The sequence below is a fragment of the Pseudomonas sp. genome, assembly GCF_035512415.1.
Lineage (GTDB): Bacteria > Pseudomonadota > Gammaproteobacteria > Pseudomonadales > Pseudomonadaceae > Aquipseudomonas.
On sequence record NZ_DATKDZ010000039.1, the window covers coordinates 60,732 to 81,327 of the forward strand.

A 20,596-nucleotide genomic window follows, 5' to 3' on the forward strand; every position below is an offset into this window, starting at 1 on the left:
AAGTACCTTGGGTGAGCTGTGTTTTGGGTATAAGCGCTGCGTTGCACAGCCTCCGGCGAGCCGCTAGAGTGCCGCCTTCTTATATAAGCCCAAGCTAGGAGTGTCCTGTGGAAATCGCTTGTCTCGACCTGGAAGGCGTGTTGGTTCCGGAAATCTGGATCGCCTTCGCGGAAAAAACTGGCATCGAATCGCTGAAAGCGACCACCCGGGATATTCCGGACTACGACGTGCTGATGCAGCAACGTCTGCGCATTCTCGATGAGCACGGCTTGAAGCTGGCGGACATTCAGGAAGTGATCGCCACCCTCAAGCCGCTGGAGGGGGCGGTGGAATTCGTCGACTGGCTGCGCGAGCGCTTCCAGGTGGTGATCCTCTCCGACACCTTCTACGAGTTTTCCCAGCCGCTGATGCGCCAGCTGGGCTTCCCGACTCTGCTGTGCCACAAGCTGATCACCGACGAGACTGACCGTGTGGTGAGCTACCAGCTGCGCCAGAAAGACCCCAAGCGTCAGTCGGTTATCGCCTTCAAGAGCCTTTACTACCGGGTGATCGCCGCTGGCGACTCGTACAACGACACCACCATGCTCAGCGAGGCCCATGCCGGCATCCTGTTCCATGCCCCGGACAACGTAATCCGCGAGTTCCCGCAGTTCCCGGCGGTGCATACCTATGAGGACCTCAAGCAGGAGTTTCTCAAGGCTTCGAATCGCACTCTGAGCCTGTAAGCGCCGCACTGCCTCGAAAGGCCCGCATTGTCATGACGCGGGCCTTTTTCGTTAGGCGCAGAACTGTTCCAGGGTGTCGAGCAGGACCTTCACCTTGGTGATGGACTCCTGGTATTCGGCCTGCCAGTTGGAGTCGGCGACTATACCGCCGCCGCCCCAGCAACTGATCTGGCCGTCCTTGGCCAGCAGGCTGCGGATGGCGATCGAACTGTCCATTTCCCCGCGCACGTCCAGGTACAGCAGCGAGCCGCAATAGAGGGCGCGGCGGGTCGGTTCCAGCTCATCGATGATTTGCATGGCGCGGATTTTCGGCGCGCCGGTGATCGAGCCGCCGGGAAAGCTGCCGGCGATCAGGTCCAGGGCATCCTTGTCCGCGGCCAGCTCGCCGGTTACCGCACTGACCAGGTGATGGACGTTGGGGTAGCTTTCCAGAGCGAAGAGTTCCGGTACCTTGACCGAGCCGATCCGGCAGCTGCGGCCCAGGTCGTTGCGCAGCAGGTCGACGATCATCAGGTTTTCCGCGCGGTCCTTGAGGCTGTCGAGCAGGGCGGCGGCCTGGGCGGCGTCCAGGCGCGGGTCGCTGTCGCGGGGGCGGGTGCCCTTGATCGGTCGGGTTTCCACCTGGCCCTGGCTGATGCGCATAAAACGCTCTGGGGACAGGCTGATGATCGCGCCCTGCTCGGGCAGGCTCAGATAGCCGGAGAAGGGCGTCGGGCAGGCTGCTCGCAGGGCCTGGTAGGCCGTCCAGGGCGAGCCCTGGTAGCGGGCGCGAAAACGCTGGGCCAAATTCACCTGATAGCAGTCGCCGGCCTGGATATAGCCCTGAATGCGCTCGAACGCCTGGCGATAGGCGTGCTGATCGATATCGGCCTGAAATGTGCCAAGCAGATGAAAAGGTTCCTCTGTCGAATCAGTCACTACACTGAACAGATCAAGCAAGCGCTCGCGCTCGGCGCTCGCCAGGCCCGGATGGAAGATCAGCTGGGTACGTTGGCGCTGGTGATCGCTGACCAAGGCCCAGGCGTACAGGCCGAAGCGCGCATCACTGAGGTGCAGATCATCGACGGCCTGTGCCGGCAGCTGTTCCAGGCGGCGGCCGAAGTCGTAGCCGAGGTAGCCGATCAGGCCGCCGACGAAAGGCAGTGGATTGTCTGCGGGCGCTTCAGCCGGTCCGAGGCTGGAAAGGCTGCTGCGCAAGCGCTGCAGGAAGTCGTTGGCCGCTTCGTCATGCAGCGGTGCCAGTTCTGCCAATGGCCAGGCGCTAATAAGGTCATAGCGTCCACGCTGCGCGGTCGGATGCCCAGCATCCAGTAGCACCGCGCCGGGGGCGTGGGCGACGGCGCTGAAATAACCGGCAGGGTCAGCTCGATAGGGCAGGTTCTGTACAAGACAAGTAGGCATGCGAGGCTTTCATACAAGCGCGGACGCCGATTGTAGAACGTCGCCAACATTCATCCTAGAGCTTGTGCATGGGTTTACTCGGGATGCTTTGGCTCATTAGTATGCTGAGGCTCCCGGATATTCGACAGGCTGTTCAAAAAAATAATCAATACGGGATAAAGGCCATGGATGAAGTCAAAGATCCAGCCGCTGGTAGCCTTCTGCGCTCCAAATTGATACCACCGCAAGCGTCAGGCGAATACCTGATCAGGCCGCAGCTGGAAGCAGCGCTGTCTGCCAACGCCCATGCCCGCGTGCTGTTGTTGGCGGCTCCGGCAGGGTTTGGCAAGACCGCTGCCCTGGCTGCCCTGGCCAGGGCTCGGGGCGAGGCGGGAAGTGCCGTGGCCTGGCTGTCGCTGGGCCCAGGCGATGACGAGCCTTGGCGTTTTCTGCAGCAACTGGTGGAGGCCCTTGCGCCGCTGGTGCCGGGGCTGGGCAGCGAGGCGCAGGCCTATTTGCAGAACACCATGCGGGTGCCTGTCTCAGCGGTGATGGAAAGCCTGCTGGCGGACCTGGCGCAGCTGGAGCAGCCGCTGCTGCTGGTGCTCGATGACTTGCATCTGATTCAGGATCGCGAGTTGCTGGCGGCGCTCAATCGCCTGATCAAGTTCGCCCCGGCGGCATTAACCCTGGCCATCGGCAGCCGTTCGCAACCGGCCCTCAACCTGGCTACCTTGCGCGCCAAGGGCCTGCTGGTGGAGATCGGCGAGCAGGAGTTGCGTCTGAGCAAGGCGGAAACCCGCACCTACCTGGAGCGCAGCGGCCTGCACCTGGACGCGGTGGCTTTCAATGCCCTGTACAACCAGACCGAGGGCTGGATGGTCGGTATCCACCTGGCCAGCCTCTGGTTGCGCCATCAGCCCCAGGACAGCGTACAGATCGCCGAGATGGGCACCGACCAGGCGGCGGTGGGGGCCTATCTGCTGCGCAGCGTGTTCGAGCAATTGCCAGCGGACAAGCAGGAGCTACTGCTGGCCATCGGGGTGGCGCAACAGCTGAGCGGCGATCTGACCAATGCCCTGACCGGACGCCAGGATGGCCAGCAACTGCTTGAAGAGCTGGAGGCCATGCAGCTGTTTCTATTGCCCCTGGATCGCGAGCGGCAGTGGTATCGCTTCCATAACCTGTTTGCCGAATTCCTCCGGGCGCGGCTCAAGGAACGCGACCCTGAGCGTTTCAAGCAGCTGCATTTCAATGCCAGCCTGTGGTTTACCAACCACCATATGCAGAACCTGGCCATCGAACATGCCTGCCTGGCCGAGGATCCGGAAATGCTCGCGGCACTGGTTGATGGCTGCGGCCTGGAGCTGATCAACCGCGGCCAGCTCAACCGGATCTACAAGTGGCGCCAGCAGGTTCCCGATGAGATTGCCGAGCGCTTCCCGGTATTGGTGCTGGCCGATGTCTGGACCCGCGCCGCCGAGCTGGGCCTGAGCGAAGCCAACCGCATGCTTGATGAGCTGTTGCAGCGCTGGGGCGAGGCCAAGACCAGCGGCCCGTTGAGCGAAAAGTTGCTGGCCACGCTGACGATCAAGGCGGTTATCGCCTTGCAGAAGGATGACCTGCAGACCTGCATCACGCTGGCGCGGCGAGTGGAAGTGCAGCTGGGCCAGCACGCGGCCTTTCTCGAAGTGGCGATGCTGATCATCGGGGCCCTGGCCAATGTGATGATCGGTCAACCAGAGCCGGCCAAGCGTTTGCTGGCCATGGCCCAGCAGCGCAATCACTTTCTCGAAGGCCGTTACCTGGATATGCAGCTGGCCAATATCGAGGTGCTGCTGTGCCTGGAGCAGGGGCAGATCCGCCAGGCGGAACTGCTCTTCGCGCAGTTGCGCGCGCGGGTCATCCCCTGGTTCGCGGAGCGCTCCAGAGCATTGGCGCTGCCGACCATTACCGAAACCCTGATCGCCTATAACCAGGGGCGGCTGGAGGGCATCGAAGAACGCCTACGTTGGGCTCTGGCCACCGTCGATGTGATCAACCCCATCGACCTGTACGCCCAGGGCATGCTGTGCATGGCCCATGTGCAGCGGCTGCAGGGCAACCCGAAAGAGGCCTATGCCAGCCTGGTGCTGATGCAGAACCTGTCGGCGCGCAACCAGTCCTGGCGCTTCTATGCCCAGGCCGTAGCTGACGAAGTCGCGCAGATCCTCCAGGAGCCGGCGGCTGATCGACTCAAGCGTGCCGAGCAGCGACTCAAGAGTGTCGACTGGAGCAAACTGGCCGAACACTACCAGCATATGCGCTTCAATCCGGTGCTCTGGGTGCGCGGGTTGACCCGTATCCGTCTGCAGCAGGCCCGTGGCCATTACAGCGAAGCCCTGCATGAAATCACCCAGCTGCGCAGTCTGTTGCTGGATAACTGGCATGGCCTGCAACGTCTGCGCCTGGACCTGCTGGCGGCCCTCAGCTACCAGCGTCTGGGCTATCAGGAACGGGCCCAGAGCCTGCTGGTGCAATGCCTGATCGGTGCCGAGCGCGAAGGGGTGCGCAGCCTGTTTATCGAGGAAGGTGAGGCCATCCGCCTGCTGCTCCAGCAACTCGAGGCAGCTGAGCGACAACCGGCACTGCAGGGGTTTATCCGCAGCCTGCTGGCCAGCTGGCCGGGGCAGGGTGGGCGTCAGTCGCTGGATGTGCTGGAAGAAGGGCTGACCGAGCGTGAGCGTGAAGTCATCTGCCTGGCGGCCCAGGGCATGTCCAATGACGAGATCGGCCAGCAGCTTTCCCTGGCCTTGGGAACGGTCAAATGGCACCTGCATAATATTTATGAAAAGCTCAAGGTGCGTAATCGCACGCAAGCCATCCGTCGTGCCCGCGAACTGAGTCTCTTATGAACAGCCAACCACCGCCACGCCCGCGTGCGCTGCCTGTACTGCGTACCAAGCTGTTTCCCGCTGAATCCTCAGGGCGTCCATTGCTCGCCCGTACGGCCTTGCTTGATCGCTTGTTCAGTGCTCGCGGGCAGCGCCTTATTCTGCTGAGCGCGCCGGCCGGCTTCGGCAAGAGCACCGTACTCAGTCAGTTCCGCCTGCGTCTGTTGGAGACCGGGGCGCATGTCGCCTGGCTGTCTTGCGACGAGTCGGACAGCGAACCGCAACGCCTGTTGCGCTACCTGATCGCCGCGATCGATGCGCAACTGCCTGGCTTTGGCAAGCACACCGCGCGCCTGCTGCGCGATGACCTCAGCCTGCCCAACGAGGCGCTACTCGATTCCTTTATTGCTGATCTGAAACGGGTGCAGGGCGAGCTGTACCTGCTTTTTGACGACTTTCACCGAATCCGTCATACCGAGCTGGGGCCGTTGGTCAACTACTTCGTCAAGCGTCTGCCGGCCAATGTGCACCTGATTGGCAGTACCCGCTACCAGTCGCGAGCGGTGGACAAACCGCCGGTCAATGCCTCCTGGATGCTCTGGGTGCGGGCCGAGGATCTACGTCTGACCCGGGCGGAGACCGAGGCCTATTTTCATGAACTCAAGCAGTTGCCGTTGAGTAGTAAGGAACTGGACCTGCTGCACGCCCGTACCGAAGGCTGGATCACCGCTCTGCATCTGGTGGCGTTAGCCTTGGCGCGTAACCCGCGCCGTCCCGAACTGCTTGCCGGGTTGTCGGGTACCGAACGCGATATCGCCGATTATCTGGCCGAGGACGTACTCGACCACTTGCCTGAGGAACAGCGGCACTTTCTCGAGCAGACCTCGGTGCTTGAGGAGTTCAATGCAGAGTTATGCAATGCCCTGACTGGCCGGGTCGATGGCGGGCAAATGCTGCAGGGCTTGCAGATGGAGCAGCTGTTTATCATCCCTCTGGACGAACAGGGCGAGTGGTTCCGTTATCACCACCTGTTTGCCGAGTTCCTCCAGGGCCGCCTGAGCAAGAGCGGCGACCCGACTCATCTGTTGCATGCTGCGGCCCGCTGGTGCGAGAGCCATGAGCTGACCCATAAATCCGTCAAGTATTCCCTGCGCGCCCGCGACTACGCATTTGCCGCCGAGCTGCTCGAGCGTCAGGGGGCCAGCCTGATTGCCGATAACCAGGTCTACGGCATCCTGGCGATACTCAAGGATGTGCCGGCCGAGGTGATTCGCGAGCATCCGGTGTTTCAGATCTTTTATGCCTGGCAGCTGGCTTTCGAGCAGAAGTATGCCGAAGCCGAGGCCCTGATCGAGGAGGTCAGCACTCGGCTGATGCAGGGGCGCAGTAAACCCATGCACTTCGGCTTGCTGGTGTTGCTCGCGGTAGCCCAGGTGCTCAAGGCACTGGTGCTGCTGTATCAGGACAAGCTGGAAAGTTGCCTGAAGGTTGCTCGCCACTGGCTGACCCTGGTGCCGGATAACCAGCCGGTGTTTCGCGCTAGCCTGTCCTGCATCCAGGCCGGGGCCTACGCCTTGCTTGGCGAGTACGGCGAGGCGGCCAAGTCGATTGCGGTGGCCCGTGACAACCTGCGGCAAGCGGAAAGCGAGTACCTGCACGTCGTGGTCAGTCTGATCGAGGCGCTGATCTGCAAGGAAGTGGGTCAGCCGGAGCGGGGCCGAGTGCTGGCTGAAAGCGCCCGGGCTCGGGTCGAGCAGGTGTTTGGCCGCTACAGCCGGGTCGGCGGCCCTCTGGCACTGGCTTACGCCGACCTGCTCTACGAGCAGGATCGGCATGCGGCGGTTCTCGCCGAGTTGCCCCTGGCCACCACCTGGCGTGATGTGGCAACCCCCATCGAACTGATCAGTCGCGGCAAGCTGGTCATGGCCCGGGCGCGGTTCTACGCCGGGGAGGGCGAGTCGGCGCTGTTGGAACTCGATGACTGGCTGGAAACCCTGCATGGCCCCGGCTATGAGCGGGTATACGCCATGGGCATGAGCTGCAAGGTGCAGTTTCTGCTGTGGTTACGTCGGCCGAACGAGGCCGAACGCACCTGCCTGCAGCTGCAGCGCCATCTGGCGGTCTTGCCGCCGGCTCGCTACAGCGATGTGGAAACCGTGCAGGTGCTCAGCGAGGCGCGCCTGGCGTTGTCCGAGCGGCGAGCCGACAAGGCCCAGGCGGCGCTGGAAGCCTGCCTGGCCAAACAGACGGCGGAGCATCAGCGCGATCGGCGTCTGCGCTTGTCCTTGTTACTTTCTGTGGCGTACTGGCGCAAAGGTAACAGCGAAAAAGCCTTTGCCTTGTTTAAGTTGACCCTGGAAGACGCCTGGCAGAGCGGTTACCGCCGGATGTTCCTCGACGATGCCCTGTGGCTGCTACCGCTCTGCGAGGCCTGGCTAAGTGCCGAGCCTGAACTGGCGGGGGAATGGCAGGGCCTGGTCGGGCAGCTTCGCGAGCAGTGCAGTCGCCTGGCCGTTGATCTTGAAACTTTCGATGAAAATCAAGATGTTAGCCATAGAGAGCGGGAAATTTTGCGCTATGTGGCCGCCGGTTTGTCGAACCGCGACATCGCTCAGGCCGTGCATCTTTCGGAAGCCACCATTAAATGGCATCTGCATAACCTGTTTGCCAAGTTGGGCGTGCGCAGTCGTACTCAGGCCGTATTAAAGGGCAAAAGCTTGGGGTTATTGAGTGAAGCTTGATGTTGCTGGCCTGATGCCGGCGCTCCATCCCTTGGATGGGCTGCCATCGCGGAGCTGACCCAGTAATTTTAGCCCCAGGACGAGAAGCATGCTGCTTCACGATTCCAAGCCTGACACGTCTATGGAAGCAGTGTCAGACCTGGTGAACGGCGCGAGCCGCCGGCTGATAAGGACAGGAGTCCGAAGCAGTCTGCCAGGGACAACCCTTTAGTGAACTGTGGAGAGAATAACAATGAAAACCCTCAAGCAACTGGCCCTGGCCGCCGCTGTTCTGGCTGTTCCGTTTATGGCTCAAGCTGACCTGCAAATGATGGACGACAGCGCTCTGGCGACTGTGACTGGTCAGGATGGCATCAGCATTTCCGGTAACTTCAACGGCACCATCGGCAGCATCGTCTACACTGACGGCGACGTCGGCGGCGGTTCCCTGCGTATGGAAACCATCGCGTTCACCGGCTTCAACATCGCTGACGATGCTCCGGTTATGGTTGACGTGGTGACCAACGACATCGGTGGTACGGCAACTCAGCAATTGCAGATCAGCATGCCGACCATCACCGGTCAGCTCAGCGTTGGTGCTATCAAGGTCGGCGATACCACTGCCGCCAGCATCGGCTCCCTGGCCATCAGCGACCTGAACATGGCTGGTACCACTGTCAAGGTCTGGGGTCACTGAGTTCAGACCCTGATTTAGGCTTTGCAAAAGTCTTATCGACTTAGGTCGATAAGACTTTCCCTTGAGTGGAGTACAGCAGGCGCATGATCGAAATTCTGCTGGGCAGTCTCATCGGTGTGTGGGGTTTTACCGAAGCGGTGGATACCAAACCGCAGGCTCCAGGTACGGTGAATATCAGCCAGCCCCTGGGGGGCAATGCTTCGTTGCGCGAGTCGGTGGTGCTGGAACCGATGAGCCAGTTGCAATTTCGCAACGTGATTCGTCAGGCCTACGACTACAGCTGTGGCTCTGCGGCGTTGACCACGCTGCTGGACTATTACCTAGGCCGCAATCTGCAGGAGCGCCAGGTGATGGAAGGGCTGCTGCAATTCGGCGAGGCCGACAAGATCGTCGAGCGTCGCGGTTTTTCCCTGTTGGATATGAAGCGCTTTGTCACCGCGATCGGTTACCGCAGCGGTGGTTTTCGCGCGACCTTCAGCGATCTGGATGAGCTTGAGCATCCGGCGATCGTGCCCATCGAATATGCCGGTTTCAAGCATTTCGTGGTGGTGCGCGATGTCTACAATGATCATGTGTTCGTCGCCGATCCGGCGCTGGGCAATATCAGTTTTACCCGCAGTAGGTTCGAGGAAATCTGGGATCAGAACGTGCTGTTCGTGATTTTTCCCAGTGGTAATGAACCGCCGAATGCCCTGGCCTTGAGCGAGAAGGACCTGCGTATCATCGATGATCGCACCATCAGCTTACTGGCGTTCCGCGAGTTTCCACAGATCACCAAGTTCACCGAGAACCAAGCCACAGAGCTGGGTTCCGGCGGCGATATACAGTACATCCGTCGTAAGTAATCGCCCGACATAACAATAAATATTTGGGGGCTCTGCCATGAGAGTTTTGCGGTGTGTATGGCTAGCCATGCTGACAGCGCTTGTCAGTACAGCGGCATCGGCCGAGGAGGCCTCGGTTGAACAGGCGCGCGATGCCTTGAGCAAGCAGGAAGATGATGCCGACAGCGCCAAGGCGCTTGAAGAGGTCTTCCAGGCTGCCGAGAAGAGCTACACCTTGCTGAAGAAGGGCGAACGCACCCTGACCTATGGTTTCGATTACTCGTTGCTGCGCGATACCGTGATCGAAACCGTGCGTACCGGCGATAACGTATTCAGCGTGGTCGGCCAGAGCGAGGCGCAGCACACCTTCACCAACTCCTTTACCTTCGACTATGGCGTCTGGGACAACCTGACCTTCAGCGTGCGCCTGCCATTGGTGGCCAAGTACGACACCGAGCGGGATCTGGACGCCTACAGCCTGGGCGATATCTCCGCCAGTCTGCGTTGGCAGCCTTGGAATGCCGCACGCGGCAAACCTGTGACCACCCTGTATGCCAGCCTCGGCCTGCCGACCGGCGACAGCCCCTACGACATCAATACGCGTAGCGATCTGGCTACTGGCAGTGGTTCCTACAGCCTCGGCTTCGGGGCCAATATGTCCTACGTCATTGACCCGGTGGTGCTCTTCGGCTCTCTGGGTTACACCTACAACATGCCTATCAAGGGCATCAGTCAGGTGCGCGGTGGGCGCTTGCTGGAGGAAGTCGACCCGGGCTCCAGCTTCTCGCTGAGCATGGGCTTCGCCTACGCGCTGTCCTATGACGTGTCGCTTGCGACGTCCTACCAGATGTCCCATTCCCTGGCTCCGCGCTTCAGCTTCGCCGACGGCGACATAGAAGGCCGTGGCCAGACCAGTGCGGTGATGAACTTCTCGCTGGGGCTGCGAACTTCACCCGATCATATCGTCAACGTCAACGCCGGCTTCGGCATGACGGAAGACTCGCCGGATGTGCTGCTGGGCATCTCCATGCCTTTGGATATCAAAGGCCTGAAGGCCCAATAACGGCGAGCGAGCTTCTTATGACGATGCGAATTTCGCTGCTACGGCAGGCGATTGTCGGGGTTCTTGCACTCTGGGCTGGCGCTACGCAGGCGCAGATGGCGCAAAACCTGACCATTGGCAACCCCAAGGCCATGGCCCTGGGCAATGCGGTAACCGCCGACTCCACCGGTGTCGATGCGGTGCATTACAACCCCGCGGCGCTGAGTAAGCTCAAGGGCCGGCAAACCACGGTGAAGTTCATTACTGGGGTGATGGACATTCGTGCGGACTTCGATGCGCCGGCGGACTATGGCAGTAACTTTATGGGGTTGAGCAACGACTCTATCGCCAACTCGTCGAGTAAAGCCAGCGCGGCCATGATGTACCTGCCCGGCGTAGGCGGGGCCACCGAGCTGCCACTGCTGTTTGCGCCGCTGGCTGGGTTGTCGATCAACCCACCGGGTTCCAAGTTTACCTTCGCCACCAACATGTACACACCACAGGCCCTGGGCTTTTCCCGTGAGGACGACGACCCTGGTCGTTACCAGGGCAAGGAACTGGTGATCCAGCGCCTGACCTACTTCTCCCCGTCGCTGGCCTATCAGGTCAATGACGAGTTGTCCGTGGGCCTGTCCATCGGCTTTTCCCATCAGGCCATGGCGCTGAATCAGGACTTCCGCGCGCCGGGCATCCTCACCGGGTTTATCGGCGTGGCCCAGGATGCGCTGTGTGTGGTCGACGGCAATCCCTTCGAGGTCTTCCTGAATATCTGCGGCGGCGAACTGGGGCCCTTTACCGATATCGCCAATATCAACATCGATATGCAGCAGAGCCTTTCGCCAACCTGGAACGTCGGTTTTCTGTGGGAACCCAGCGACTGGTTTGCCCTGGGCGCGGTGTATCAGAGCGAAGCCAAGATGCGCCTCAAGGGCCGCTACGTGGTGGACTATTCCGAGGACTGGCAGGGTTTCTGGCAGGGCCTGGACAGCTCCTTTATCGGCGCGGTGTTCAACAGCCTGACCCCCGACGGCCTGTTCGACAAGGAGCGGGGCAATGTCTCGCTGAACATGACCTACCCGGCACACTTCGCCACCGGCATCAAGTTCAAGCCCCATGACCGTTGGCAGATCAACCTGGACATCAAGTGGACCGATTACGCCGCCTGGGACGAGTTCGAGCTGGAGTTCGACCGCCAGCTGGACATGCTGACCATCGCCAGCCTGTTCTCCCCGGAGAATGCCACCTCGAATACCATCATTCTGGATCGTGGCTACGAGTCGGTGTGGAGCTGGGCTGTTGGGGTCGAATATCAGGTCAATGACCGCCTGAGCCTGCGCATGGGGTACGAGCCGCGTCCCTCGGCGATTCCCGGCAACAAGGCCGATGCCCTGGCCCCGCTGGGCGATGCCCATCTGTATGGCTTGGGGGCCGGTTACCAGTGGGACAAGGACACGGTGATCGATATCGGGTTCAACTACCTGGTGAGCAAGCAGAACATTCCCGCTCGCTCCAGTTGCAATATCAACTGCTCGGATATCGACAGCATGGTATACAACCCCTATGCCGATCTCGACGTGAAGACCAGCGTCAAGGCCTATGTTCTGGCTCTGACTTACCGCACCACCTTCTAGGAACCTTGTCATGCGTGGGCTGTGGTTGGGTTGCTGCCTGATTTGCGCTGCCACGGCTGAGGCTGGTGGCCGTTATCTGACCTGGGTTGACGATCAGGGTCGGGTGCACAACACCTTTGTCGATGCCAGTTATGCCGCGCATCAGCGCCTGGCAGCGCGCAATATCAGCCTCAGCGATCAGGCCCGTTTCAAGCAGCAGGGGGCAGGTGGCTGGCCGGGAGAGCAGACGGCCGGCGAGAGCAAGCGACGTTATTTCACCTGGGTGGATGCCAACGGCAATCTGCAGAACAGCTTCCATGCCGGCAGCCAGTTGCAGGGTGGTGCGAGTGAGATGTTGCTGGGCACCGGTGAGCGCTCCAGCGACTACATCAGTTCCGATGTGCTGGAAGGGCGCGACTTTGCCCGCTCCGAGCGCGATGGGCGCTATTTTACCTGGGTCGATGAGCAAGGCCGCATGCGTAACGATGCAGTGCCTGGGCAGGCGCGCGCGAGCGTCTCGGCACCCGGCGGCACGGCCTTCAGCCAGGGTCGTGAGCTTGAATTCGTCCGCCAGCAGAACCAGCTGCCCGGGCTCGATGGCCAGCCGACAGCGGCCATGCAGGCGTTGCTGGCGGGCAGCGAGCAGCCAGATAGCGGCCGTTATGAGGAGCTGCTGACACTGTGCTGTGCACAGTTGGAGGAGGATGCCTTCAAACCCCTGAGCGCTGACGAGCCGCGATATGAAGAGCTCAATCGTTTTTCCCCGAGCCTGGCATTCCCAATGGGCAAAAGCTACTACGCCGCGCTCCGCTTGCCGCGCTCGCAGCATGACTTCGGCCTGCGCATCCGCAGCTTCGCCAATAAGCAGGTGCTCTATCCTTCAGTGCTATTTCTCGATGAGCACAAGCGCCCGACTCGCCTGGTCAGCGATGCGGTTTACCGCTTGCATGGCGAAACCTGGTACCGCTATGCCTTTATCGAGGGCACGGTGCAGGTCAAGGCGGCAGCAGGGGAGCGCTATGTCCTGCTATTGACCACCGATGAGGACCGCAACCTGCAAACCCTGGATAACAAGCCCTTCAAACGGCCGTTGCAGGCCCTGGCGATCGACGAGGCGGGCATGCAGGCCCATGCCCATGGCGATGAGGGCTCCTTCGAGCTGGCCATCGTGCGTTGAGTCTTCGCTGATCAGATTTGCATGGTCGTTCTCGGCGGCCCTGAAATTAAAAAGCCCGGATAAAATCCGGGCTTTTTAATGGGTTCCGACAATCAGATTTCGGCGATGGGCACGTGGCCGAACAGCTGCTGGGAAAAGCGCATGCGCTCTTCGGGGCTTTCTTGTACGCCTTGCTTGGTCAGTTCGGCGATACGCGCTTCCACGGCATGGGCGCGGTGAGTCAGGCCGCAGTCGTTGGCGATCTGGATATTCAGACCGGGGCGAGCATTGAGTTCGAGAATCAACGGGCCCTTGTCCTGGTCCAGCACCATGTCGACACCGATATAACCGAGGCCACACAGCTCGTAGCAACCGGCCGCCAGCTTCATAAAGCCATCCCAGTTGGGCAGCTGTACGCCGTCCACCGCGTTGGTGGTGTCCGGGTGCTTGCTGATTTTGTTGTTCAGCCAGGTGCCGCGCAGGGTCACGCCGGTGGCCAGATCCACGCCGACGCCGATCGCACCCTGGTGCAGGTTGGCCTTGCCGCCGGACTGGCGGGTCGGCAAGCGCAGCATGGCCATTACCGGGTAGCCCATCAGCACGATGATGCGGATATCCGGCACGCCTTCGTAGCTGATGCTCTTGAAGATCTGATCCGGGGTGACGCGGTATTCGATCAGCGCGCGATCACGGTGGCCACCCAGGGAATAGAGGCCGGTGAGGATGCTGGAGATCTGATGTTCGATCTCCTCGTGACTGATGATCTTGCCGGAGACCGTCTTGTATTTGTCTTCGAAACGGTCGGCGATGACCAGGATGCCATCGCCACCGGCCCCCTGGGCCGGCTTGACCACGAAGTCCGGACGATCGCCGATGATCTCGCGCAGCTTGTCGATGCCTTTCTCGGTCTCGATCACGCCGTACATTTCCGGCACATCGATGCCCGCTTCGATGGCGCGCTGCTTGGTGATGATCTTGTCATCGACGATCGGGTAGAGGTGCCGTTTGTTGTACTTCAGCACATAGTCCGCGTTACGTCTGTTGATGCCCATGATGCCTTTGGCTTCAAGGGCTTTCCACGTCTTGATCAGACCGAACATGGCATTAGTCCTTGAGGAAGGCTTTGAAGCGGAACAGTTCGGTCAGGCGATAGCCGCGATAGCGACCCATTGCCAGCATAAAGCCCACCAGGATCATCAGGATCGCCGGGAAGGTGAAGACGAAGTACACCAGCTCGGGCACGCTCATCAGCAGGTGCGCCAGGGTTGCGGCAAACAGGGTACCAATCGCTACCTTGAAGGCGTGGCTGCCGCCACGCTCTTCCCAGGTGATCGACAGGCGTTCGATGGTCATGGTCAGAATCACCATCGGGAACAGGGCTACGGACAAACCGCGCTCCAGGCCGAGTTTATGACTGAACAGGCTGATCACCGCGATCAGTACCACCACGAAGGTCAGCACCACCGATAGCCTGGGCAGCATCTGCAGTTTCAAATGCTCGAGATAGGAGCGCAGTGACAGGCCCAGGGCGGTAATCACGGTAAACAGGAGGATGCCGAAACCCAGCTGGGTTTCACGGAAGGCCAGGGCGATCAGCACCGGGGTGAAGGTACCGAGTGTCTGCAGGCCGCCGAGGTTGCGCAGGATCAGGATCACCAGCACGCCGATCGGGATCATCACCATGATCATAAAGGTCTGCTGGGTCTGCAGCGGCAGGCCGTACAGCGAGTATTCGAGGAAGTCGACATCGGTGTTTTCGTCGGTCAACTTGGCCAGGCGAATGGCGTTCATCTCGCTGTTGTTCAGGCTGAAGCTGACTTGTGCCTGTTTGCCACCTTCCAGGCTGACCAGGTCGTCATCGCCGATCCACCAGACCAGGCGATCGGCCGGCAGGCCTTGCTCGCCCGACTCAGGGCTGAAGTACAGCCAGCTCTCGCCATTGAAGCTGCGCAGCCAGAGTTCGGGGCTCTGCAGGGTTTCGGCGACCAGGCGGATGGTGTGCAGGCGCTGCATCGGCACATGGGCGATGGACAGCAGCAACTCGATGACCCTGGCCTTGTTTTCGGTGGAGGCATCGCCACCCAGCAGCAGCTTGACGTTGTCGTCATTGCTGTTGTTAACCCGCTTGATGGTCTCGGTGATAAAGGTTTCGACGTCCGCCGAGTGCTGCCGGATCGGCGCGAGCAAGGCTTCTGCAGCAATCTTCTCGGCCCCTTCGACTGGGATGCGGTCGCGGAAGATCGGGCCCTTGGCAGCGATCTGCTCACCGCTGTAACGCTTGGTCAACACCAGGCGGTAGTACAGGGTCTGTTTACCGCTGGCGCGGCGGGCGGACCAGGTGACTTTGCGGTTGCCATCGACGCGGTTGATGCTCACGCCATAGTTGTTCGAGATAAAACTCTCGTTGAGGCTGACGTAATCCTGATTCAGCGGCGGCACAAACATTTGCAGTTTGACCGGATCGCGAGGACTGGCCTGGAACTCGACTTTGGCATCGATATTCCACAGATCGTCAGTTTCATCTTCGGTCACCGGGATGCCGAGGATAAATATCTGATAGCCCGTAATCAGAACGCCCAGACTCACCAGGAGTATGACCAGGACTTTCAGATGCAGGTTAAGAGAGCGCATGAAGGTTACTCACCAAGGTTGGCGTCAGGGGTACAGGCAGGTTTTCCTGCTGCGTATTTAAGAGCTGGGTCGACCAGAGCCGTAAAGTTTTTCAGCGCTTCGGAGCCAATCAGCAACGGGTATTGGAAAGCACTACGGTCGGTCAAGTTCACTTCGATTGTGCGCAAGGCCTGGCCCATGCAGATATCCATTTCGATCACCGGGCGCGCGGTATAGGTTTTTTCTTCTTCTGGATCATAGTCGCCGGCGCGTCTTTTGATCTTGCTGATACGCGCCAGAGGGCGCTCGATCGGGCTGCTGTGGGCTTCGTCGATGGCCAGATAGAAGTGTACCCAGGTTTCGCCGTCACGCTTGAAGCGCTTGATATCGCGTGCACTCAAGGACGCTGTTTTAGCACCGGTATCGAGTTTTGCCGCCAGTTTCAGGTCGAGATCGAACAGGCGTACGTATTCATTGAGACCATAGATGGTTTTTTCCTCGGCGAAACTCAAACCGGGGAAAAACAGTAGACATAACAGTAGTGGGAAGAGCTTCAGTCTCATAAGTCCTATCGGATGTAGCACAAACGGTTGATCAGAACGACCGGCAGGCATGGCTGGTTTGCATCAAACAGCTTATCTGAAGTCTAGCAGGCTGCCTGGAAATGCTCCGCCAGGCACAAGAGGGCTGCATTCTATCATGGGATTTTTCTGTGATGACAGGCGCTTATGGTGGTTTTTGCAAGTAAGGTCGCGGCGGGTATTGGCTAAAGTAGGGGGTGATTATTGTCGACAGTATCTTGCTTGTGTTTGACATTACGGTCTCCTGGGCGTAATTTTTCGGCAAATACCAAGGCGAGTGTCAACAATATGCTCGATGTCATAGAGTCGCTCGAATCGCCCCAGGAAGATTCTGAAACCCTGTCCGAACAGGTCTTTCGGCGTATCCAAGCCGCTATCGTCAAGGGCGAGATTGCCCCGGGCAGCAAGATTTCCGAGCCTGAGCTGGCGCGCACTTACGGGATCAGCCGTGGCCCCTTGCGTGAAGCCATCCACCGCCTAGAAGGACAGCGCCTGCTAGTACGGGTTCCCCATATTGGTGCGCGAGTGGTTTCGCTTAGCCACGCCGAGCTGATCGAACTCTATGAGATTCGCGAGTCCCTGGAGGGCATGGCCTGTCGCCTAGCGGCGGAGCGCATGACCCCGGCGGAAATCGACGATCTGCGCCGGGTGCTCGACCTGCATGAGCAGGACGCCGCCTTCAAGGCCGGTGTCGGTTACTACCAGCAGGAAGGCGATTTCGACTTTCACTACCGGATTATCCAGGGCAGCGGTAACAAGACCCTGACCCAGATGCTCTGCGGCGAGCTGTACCAGCTGGTGCGCATGTACCGCCTGCAGTTCTCCGCCACGCCGAACCGGCCGCGCCAGGCGTTTGCCGAACACCACCGCATTCTCGATGCCATTGCCGACCGTGACGGTGAGCTGGCCGAGTTGTTGATGCGCCGACATATCGGTGCCTCCAAACGCAATATCGAGCGCCACTACGCCATGAGCTCCGCTAGCGCCATGAGCATGGGGCAGGGCGCGCATCCCAAGACAGCCAAAACCCGAGGTGAGTCATGAGCTTGAAGAGTCCAGGTCAGCGTTTCCGTGATGCTGTTGCCGAAGAGCATCCGCTGCAAGTCATTGGTGCGATCAACGCCAACCATGCACTGCTGGCCAAGCGCGCCGGTTTCAAGGCGATTTACCTCTCCGGTGGCGGTGTGGCAGCGGGCTCCCTTGGCTTGCCAGACCTGGGCATCACCGGCCTGGATGATGTGCTGACCGATGTACGCCGCATCACCGATGTGTGCGATCTGCCGCTGTTGGTAGATGTCGACACCGGCTTTGGTGCTTCGGCGTTCAACGTCGCGCGCACCGTCAAGTCGATGATCAAGTTCGGCGCGGCGGCGATTCATATCGAGGATCAGGTGGGTGCCAAGCGCTGCGGTCATCGTCCTAATAAGGAGATCGTGACCCAGCAGGAAATGGTCGATCGCATCAAGGCGGCCGTCGATGCGCGCACCGATGACAGCTTTGTGATCATGGCGCGCACCGATGCCCTGGCGGTGGAAGGCTTGAACTCGGCACTGGACCGCGCCGCGGCCTGTGTCGAGGCCGGTGCCGACATGGTCTTTCCGGAGGCCATTACTGAGCTTTCGATGTACAAGACCTTCACCGACAGGATCAAGGCTCCGATCCTGGCCAATATCACCGAATTCGGTGCCACGCCGCTCTACACCACCGAAGAGCTAGCCTCGGTTGACGTCTCTTTGGTGCTGTACCCGCTGTCGGCTTTCCGTGCCATGAACAAGGCGGCCGAGAACGTCTACATGGCCGTACGCCGCGACGGCACGCAGAAGAATGTGGTCGACACCATGCAAACCCGCATGGAGCTGTACGAGCGCATCAACTATCACGCCTTCGAGCAGAGCCTCGATGCGCTGTTTGCCGCCAAAAAATAAACCGGAACGCAGGTCTTAGCCGCCTGCTTAAAAGAACCACCGACCGGATCGGATGAGGAGAGATTAGCGATGAGTGCGACCCCAGAAACCACCCCAGGCTTCAAGCCGAAAAAATCCGTGGCCCTGAGCGGCACCACTGCTGGTAATACCGCGCTGTGCACCGTCGGCCGCACCGGCAACGACCTGCATTATCGCGGCTATGACGTGCTCGACTTTGCCAACCGCTGCGACTTCGAAGAAATCGCCCACCTGCTGGTCCACGGCAAGTTGCCCAACGCTGCCGAGCTTGCAGGCTACAAGGCTAAGCTCAAGGCGCTGCGTGGTTTGCCCGCAGCGCTGAAGGTGTCCCTCGAGCAACTGCCGCCGTCCGCCCATCCTATGGATGTAATGCGCACCGCGGTATCCGTGCTGGGTTGCGTGTCGCCGGAGAAGGACGACCACAACCACCCGGGTGCCCGCGACATTGCCGACAAGCTAATGGCCTCGCTGGGCAGCGCGCTGCTGTACTGGTATCACTTCAGCCACAACGGCAAGCGTATCGATGTGGAAACCGATGACGACTCCATCGGCGGCCACTTCCTGCACTTGCTGCACGGTGAGAAGCCACGGGATTCCTGGGTGCGCGCCATGCACACCTCGCTCAACCTGTATGCCGAGCATGAGTTCAATGCCTCGACCTTCACCTCGCGGGTGATCGCCGGCACCGGCTCCGACATGTACAGCTGCATCGCCGGCGGTATCGGCGCGCTGCGTGGGCCGAAACACGGCGGTGCCAACGAGGTGGCCTTCGAGATTCAGAAGCGCTACGACAACGCCGATGAAGCCGAGGCTGATATCCGCGCCCGGGTGGAGAAGAAAGAAGTGGTGATTGGCTTCGGTCACCCGGTCTATACCGTGAGCGATCCGCGCAACAAGGTGATCAAGGATGTGGCCCGCGAGCTGTCGGTAGAGCAGGGCAATATGAAGATGTACGACATTGCCGAGCGTCTGGAATCGACCATGTGGGAAATCAAGAAGATGTTCCCCAACCTCGATTGGTTCAGCGCCGTCAGCTACCACATGATGGGTGTGCCGACCGCCATGTTCACTCCACTGTTCGTCATCGCCCGCACTTCGGGCTGGTCCAGCCATGTGATCGAGCAGCGCATCGACGGCAAGATCATCCGCCCGTCGGCCAACTACACCGGGCCCGAGAACCTCGAGTTCGTCCCCCTGGCCAAGCGCCCCTGAAGGAACCAAGCTGGAAACACAGAGGACACAGAGGAACACAGAGGTCACAGAGAAAGGCGAACCGGAATGTACTTAGGGCACCGCATCGGCAGGCGAGAAGACACTCGAGGCGTTTCCTCTGTGGCCTCTGTGTTCCTCTGTGTCCTCTGTGTTTCGGCCTTACCAACGCAGGCGCAGACGCTGTACAAGTGCGTGCAGGCGAGCGGCCGCGTGCAGTACCAGCAGGAGCCGTGCGTGGACGCGAAGAAGCAATCGACGGTGCGGCCGCCCGACCCGGTCGCGCCGAAGAGCGAGGAGCAACTCAAGGCCGCCGCCGAGCAGGCGGCGCAGGGCGCGCAGCGGCGGATGGAACAGGTGATCGCGGTAATGGCCGACACCGGCCTGTGCATCGACGTGCCGGGCTTCGAGGCGAAGCACACCGCCGCCATCCGGCAGTGGAGCGCGCGCAACCGCGAGATGGTGATCAAGTACGACACCGACGATGGCGCGCGCGCCCAGGCCGACGCCCGGACTTCCGCCGAGCGCGCCCGCCTCGGTCCCGACCCCCGCTCGCTCGCCGAGTACTGCGAGCGCTTCGTGGCGCGGCTTGGAGCCCCGGCGCCTGCCGCGCCGAAGAAATGACCCCGACAACCCCACCGAGAAGAAACTCCCCTTGATGTCCGCCCACATCTCCAACGTCCGCCCCGATCCCGACCAGGTCCTCGTCGACATCGCCGACTACGTCCACAAGTACAAGCTTGCCTCGAAAGACGCCTACGAGACCGCCCGCTACTGCCTGATGGACACGCTCGGCTGCGGCTTCGAGGCGCTGCAGTACCCCGCCTGCACCAAGCTCATGGGCCCGATCGTCCCCGGCACCGTGGTGCCGAACGGCGCGAAGGTGCCCGGCACCAACTACCAGCTGGACCCCGTGCAGGCGGCCTTCAACATCGGCACGATGATCCGCTGGCTCGACTTCAACGACACGTGGCTCGCGGCCGAGTGGGGGCATCCCTCGGACAACCTGGGCGGCATCCTCGCGACGGCCGACTGGCTCTCGCGCAACAACGTGGCCGCCGGGCGCGAGCCGCTCACCGTGCGCGACGTGCTGACGGCCATGATCAAGGCCCACGAGATCCAGGGCTGCATCGCGCTCGAGAACAGCTTCAACAAGGTGGGGCTCGACCACGTCGTGCTGGTGAAGGTCGCCTCGACCGCCGTGGTCTCGCAGCTCCTCGGTCTCA

At 60.6% G+C, this 20,596-nt stretch carries 17 protein-coding genes; 13 read left to right on the top strand and 4 right to left on the bottom strand.

The features are described 5' to 3' along the window. Positions 1-107: 107 nt before the first annotated feature. Positions 108-725, top strand: coding sequence for a bifunctional phosphoserine phosphatase/homoserine phosphotransferase ThrH (thrH, locus tag VMP31_RS20415; protein WP_325509539.1), 618 nt, complete (start codon positions 108-110; stop codon positions 723-725). Positions 726-776: 51 nt separating this feature from the next. Here the strand turns inward: thrH and pabB are convergent, their stop codons facing one another. Beyond that, positions 777-2,126, bottom strand: coding sequence for an aminodeoxychorismate synthase component I (pabB, locus tag VMP31_RS20420; protein ID WP_325509540.1), 1,350 nt, complete (start codon positions 2,124-2,126; stop codon positions 777-779). Positions 2,127-2,290: 164 nt separating this feature from the next. Between pabB and VMP31_RS20425 the strand changes: the two genes are divergently transcribed. The 7 genes from VMP31_RS20425 (at position 2,291) to VMP31_RS20455 (ending at position 13,048) form a co-directional block, all read left to right on the top strand. Further along, positions 2,291-4,999 carry a LuxR C-terminal-related transcriptional regulator gene (locus VMP31_RS20425; RefSeq protein WP_325509541.1) on the top strand — a complete coding sequence of 903 codons (2,709 nt, stop codon included), beginning with the start codon at positions 2,291-2,293 and terminating at the stop codon, positions 4,997-4,999. Further along, complete coding sequence (locus VMP31_RS20430) at positions 4,996-7,719, top strand: helix-turn-helix transcriptional regulator (protein ID WP_325509542.1); 2,724 nt, start codon at positions 4,996-4,998, stop codon at positions 7,717-7,719. Before VMP31_RS20425 ends, VMP31_RS20430 begins: the two co-directional genes overlap by 4 nt. A gap of 232 nt (positions 7,720-7,951) precedes the next feature. Further along, positions 7,952-8,395, top strand: a complete 444-nt coding sequence (locus tag VMP31_RS20435; RefSeq protein WP_325509543.1) for a DUF6160 family protein — start codon at positions 7,952-7,954, stop codon at positions 8,393-8,395. A gap of 83 nt (positions 8,396-8,478) precedes the next feature. Further along, positions 8,479-9,240 carry a C39 family peptidase gene (locus VMP31_RS20440; RefSeq protein ID WP_325509544.1) on the top strand — a complete coding sequence of 254 codons (762 nt, stop codon included), beginning with the start codon at positions 8,479-8,481 and terminating at the stop codon, positions 9,238-9,240. 37 nt (positions 9,241-9,277) lie between these two features. Then, positions 9,278-10,282 carry a transporter gene (locus tag VMP31_RS20445; protein WP_414705480.1) on the top strand — a complete coding sequence of 335 codons (1,005 nt, stop codon included), beginning with the start codon at positions 9,278-9,280 and terminating at the stop codon, positions 10,280-10,282. A 17-nt stretch (positions 10,283-10,299) separates the two neighbouring features. Then, positions 10,300-11,892, top strand: a complete 1,593-nt coding sequence (locus tag VMP31_RS20450) for an outer membrane protein transport protein (protein WP_325509546.1) — start codon at positions 10,300-10,302, stop codon at positions 11,890-11,892. A 10-nt stretch (positions 11,893-11,902) separates the two neighbouring features. Continuing rightward, the gene (locus VMP31_RS20455; protein ID WP_325509547.1) at positions 11,903-13,048 is read left to right on the top strand and encodes a MalM family protein; all 1,146 of its coding nucleotides are present in this window, start codon (positions 11,903-11,905) and stop codon (positions 13,046-13,048) included. Positions 13,049-13,140: 92 nt separating this feature from the next. Here VMP31_RS20455 and VMP31_RS20460 read toward each other — a convergent pair whose 3' ends face one another. The 3 genes from VMP31_RS20460 to VMP31_RS20470 are packed head-to-tail and all read right to left on the bottom strand — an operon-like array spanning position 13,141 to position 16,200. Continuing rightward, on the bottom strand, positions 13,141-14,127 hold the full coding sequence (locus VMP31_RS20460) for an alpha-L-glutamate ligase-like protein (RefSeq protein ID WP_325509548.1): 987 nt from the start codon (positions 14,125-14,127) through the stop codon (positions 13,141-13,143). A gap of 4 nt (positions 14,128-14,131) precedes the next feature. Next, on the bottom strand, positions 14,132-15,658 hold the full coding sequence (locus tag VMP31_RS20465) for an inactive transglutaminase family protein (RefSeq protein ID WP_325509549.1): 1,527 nt from the start codon (positions 15,656-15,658) through the stop codon (positions 14,132-14,134). A gap of 5 nt (positions 15,659-15,663) precedes the next feature. Next, complete coding sequence (locus tag VMP31_RS20470; protein ID WP_325509550.1) at positions 15,664-16,200, bottom strand: ATP-dependent zinc protease; 537 nt, start codon at positions 16,198-16,200, stop codon at positions 15,664-15,666. Between the two features lie 306 nt (positions 16,201-16,506). Here VMP31_RS20470 and VMP31_RS20475 point away from each other — a divergent pair, with 306 nt between their 5' ends. From VMP31_RS20475 to VMP31_RS20495, 5 genes are all read left to right on the top strand, one after another. After that, positions 16,507-17,262 carry a GntR family transcriptional regulator gene (locus VMP31_RS20475; protein ID WP_325509551.1) on the top strand — a complete coding sequence of 252 codons (756 nt, stop codon included), beginning with the start codon at positions 16,507-16,509 and terminating at the stop codon, positions 17,260-17,262. Then, the gene (gene prpB, locus VMP31_RS20480) at positions 17,259-18,143 is read left to right on the top strand and encodes a methylisocitrate lyase (protein WP_325509552.1); all 885 of its coding nucleotides are present in this window, start codon (positions 17,259-17,261) and stop codon (positions 18,141-18,143) included. The genes VMP31_RS20475 and prpB overlap by 4 nt, the downstream gene beginning before the upstream one ends. Positions 18,144-18,212: 69 nt before the next feature. Further along, positions 18,213-19,373 (top strand): bifunctional 2-methylcitrate synthase/citrate synthase, encoded by a 1,161-nt coding sequence (gene prpC, locus VMP31_RS20485; RefSeq protein WP_325509553.1) that lies wholly within the window; start codon positions 18,213-18,215, stop codon positions 19,371-19,373. A gap of 66 nt (positions 19,374-19,439) precedes the next feature. Further along, the gene (locus tag VMP31_RS20490; protein WP_325509554.1) at positions 19,440-19,994 is read left to right on the top strand and encodes a DUF4124 domain-containing protein; all 555 of its coding nucleotides are present in this window, start codon (positions 19,440-19,442) and stop codon (positions 19,992-19,994) included. Between the two features lie 34 nt (positions 19,995-20,028). Further along, positions 20,029-20,596, top strand: a 568-nt coding sequence (locus VMP31_RS20495; RefSeq protein WP_325509555.1) for an MmgE/PrpD family protein, incomplete at its 3' end; no start/stop codon positions are given.